Genomic DNA, 1880 nt, shown 5'->3' on the forward strand with positions numbered 1-1880 from the left:
GTCGGTGTCCACCGTGGACAGCAAACGACCGGTGGCCGCCTCGACCGTGGCGATCGTGCCGGCCAGGCGCACCGGGTTGGTGCACGCGGCGGCCGGGCGGATGTGTTCCAGCCAGTCCGTGAAACCAGCGTCTGCCGCCCGCACGGCTGCTTGTTCGCGGGCGTGCGGCGAGCGGGTCAGCCACGAGGGCGACCCGGGCGCAAGGACGGCGGCGGTGGGCATGACGGTTCAGGCCGCCGGTTCGAGTTCGACGCCGGTGACGGCTTCCACGAGCGCGGCGGTGAGGTCGCGGGCTGCGGGTGGGGTGACGGCGTTGCCGAGCATCCGCACGTTGGTCTTCTTGGAGGTGCCGAGGAGGCGGTAGCCGGGGGTGAAGGCCATCCCGGCGCGGATCTCTTCGGTGGCGAGCATCCGGAAAGTGCACTCGTCGACGTCGACGGCGGTGCCGAGGACGGCGTCCCCGTCGACGGTGGTCTGTGCCGGCAGCGGCGTTTCCAGGGACCTCAGGTGCCCGGTGTCGTAGCCGTAGAGCAGGTGGTCCCAGGACAGCAGTGACTGGTGCCCGGCGGTGGTGATGGCCCGCAGCGGTTCGTCGAGGCGGGTGGCCATCTGGCCCTGGTCGCCCCGGGCGGTGTTGTTGCGGATGACGAGGGCTTGGTGGGTGCCGCCGGCGGCGAACGTGACCATCGGGTGCGTGCCGGCGGGGCGAGCGACGCCGTTGTTGCGCAGCGGCACCACGAGCGCTTCAGTCTCGCGGGTGGTCCGGGCACGCATCGGCGCCGTAGCCGGGCTGGAGGTGGTGTTCCGGCCGCCGCCGCACGGCACGAGCAACGGCGCACACTCCGGCGCACCGACCGACCCGGGGCGGGTGTGGCGGCGCAGCCCGGCGGCGATGCGGGCGAGGGTCTTCGGACTCAACGGCGTCGACCGCTCGCCGATACGCCGGGCCGGGCGGGTCAGGTCGATCGCGGTCAGCGCCGGCAGGGCGTAGGGATGCACCGCCCGGCCCCGGCACGACGTCCGGGGGCAGCGGTAGAAGTACTGGGCGCCGTAGCGCATGATGCGCCGCGCCCCCGGCCGCTTGTCGACGTAGACGCCGCGCACGTCGCCGCACGAGGGACACCAGGCCCGGGGACGGGTCCACTTGGCGAAGTCCGGCGCCGGATAGGCGTCGCGCCAGAAGACGAAGTAGACCCGGTCGCGCAGTTGCGGGGCGCCTGGGCCGTAGGCGGTCGCGAACGCCGAGTTGAGCACGACAGTACGGTGGCGGTAGCCCAGCAAGGCCATGCGGCGCAGCCACTCATCGAGGTGTTCCCACTTGAGGACGTCGGTGACGTTCTCCACGATGACGGCGCGGTAGCGGTGGACCTCGGTGAAGCGGGGCACGTCCTGCATCAGCATCCGCGACCGAATGGCGGCCTCCGACGGCAACGGCCGGTCATCGACGTCCTCGGCGAACAGGTCGAGCTGGACCGGGCGGCCGTCGTAGTCACACTTGATGCCCTTGGCGACGGTCCACCAGGTGCACTCCGGGGAGAACCAGCCGATGTCCGTTCCGGGGTGCCGGCGCGGGTCGATGCGGGTGATGTCCTCCCGGTCGTGGTCGGCGTGCGGGAAGTTCGCGTGGTGGGTGTCGACGGCGAGTTGCCAATGGTTGGAGGCCATCACCACCCGCACCCCGGGGACCTGTTCCATGCCGGTCGACGAGCCGCCGGCCCCGCAGAAGTAGTCAGCAACGGTCAACATCGGTCTGTCCTTCCGGGACGGTGCACAGTGGGAGGGCGTCTTCTTGGTCGGCTCGGCGGCCAAGCTTCCTAGGCTGTTGTGTCGACACAGGAGATCGGTCGGCTCGGCGGCCGGGGCCGTACCCGAAACCGGGA

General features: G+C 71.4%; 1 protein-coding gene. It reads right to left on the reverse strand.

What is annotated here, in order from left to right:
* Positions 1 to 228: 228 nt before the first annotated feature.
* The gene (locus Val02_RS46890; protein WP_203905876.1) at positions 229 to 1746 is read right to left on the reverse strand and encodes a DNA cytosine methyltransferase; all 1518 of its coding nucleotides are present in this window, start codon (positions 1744 to 1746) and stop codon (positions 229 to 231) included.
* Between the last annotated feature and the right edge of the window lie 134 nt (positions 1747 to 1880).

The sequence above is a fragment of the Virgisporangium aliadipatigenens genome (assembly GCF_016863615.1).
GTDB lineage: Bacteria > Actinomycetota > Actinomycetes > Mycobacteriales > Micromonosporaceae > Virgisporangium > Virgisporangium aliadipatigenens.

Bases quoted from the DNA above. Each gene is read 5' to 3' on its own strand.
- Val02_RS46890 (WP_203905876.1), bottom strand. From the start codon at position 1,746: ATGTTGACCGTTGCTGACTACTTCTGCGGGGCCGGCGGCTCGTCGACC.